The sequence below is a fragment of the Pseudomonas sp. UF-293 genome (assembly GCF_058245595.1).
The window spans coordinates 1-261 of the sequence record NZ_JBSICA010000094.1 but is presented as its reverse complement, the minus strand read 5'-3'; the positions used below and the strand labels follow the sequence as shown (position 1 = coordinate 261).

Genomic DNA, 261 nt, shown 5'->3' with positions numbered 1-261 from the left:
CTGATATAGAGCGTATCTTGCCTCTCGTTTTCCTTTGGTGACGGATAGATGCAGATGTCGCCATTCGCTTTAGCATGGGCGGCGATAGGGATGTCCGGCGCATAGCGCTGATCGAGACGATCGCCAGTGCAGGCGCTTAACAATATCGATCCAGCAATAGCCAGCAAGAAATTAGCTTTCATCATATTCCATTATTTATAAATATTAATGAATAAATATAACCCATGAATGGATGACTGATAATTCAACGCAAAGAAGATA

Annotated in this window: 1 protein-coding gene; it reads right to left on the bottom strand. The window is 42.5% G+C overall.

Annotated features, from left to right (window positions below):
- Positions 1-182, bottom strand: a 182-nt coding sequence (locus AC4IHP_RS27910) for a hypothetical protein (RefSeq protein ID WP_490833297.1), incomplete at its 3' end; no start/stop codon positions are given.
- Positions 183-261: the final 79 nt, after the last annotated feature.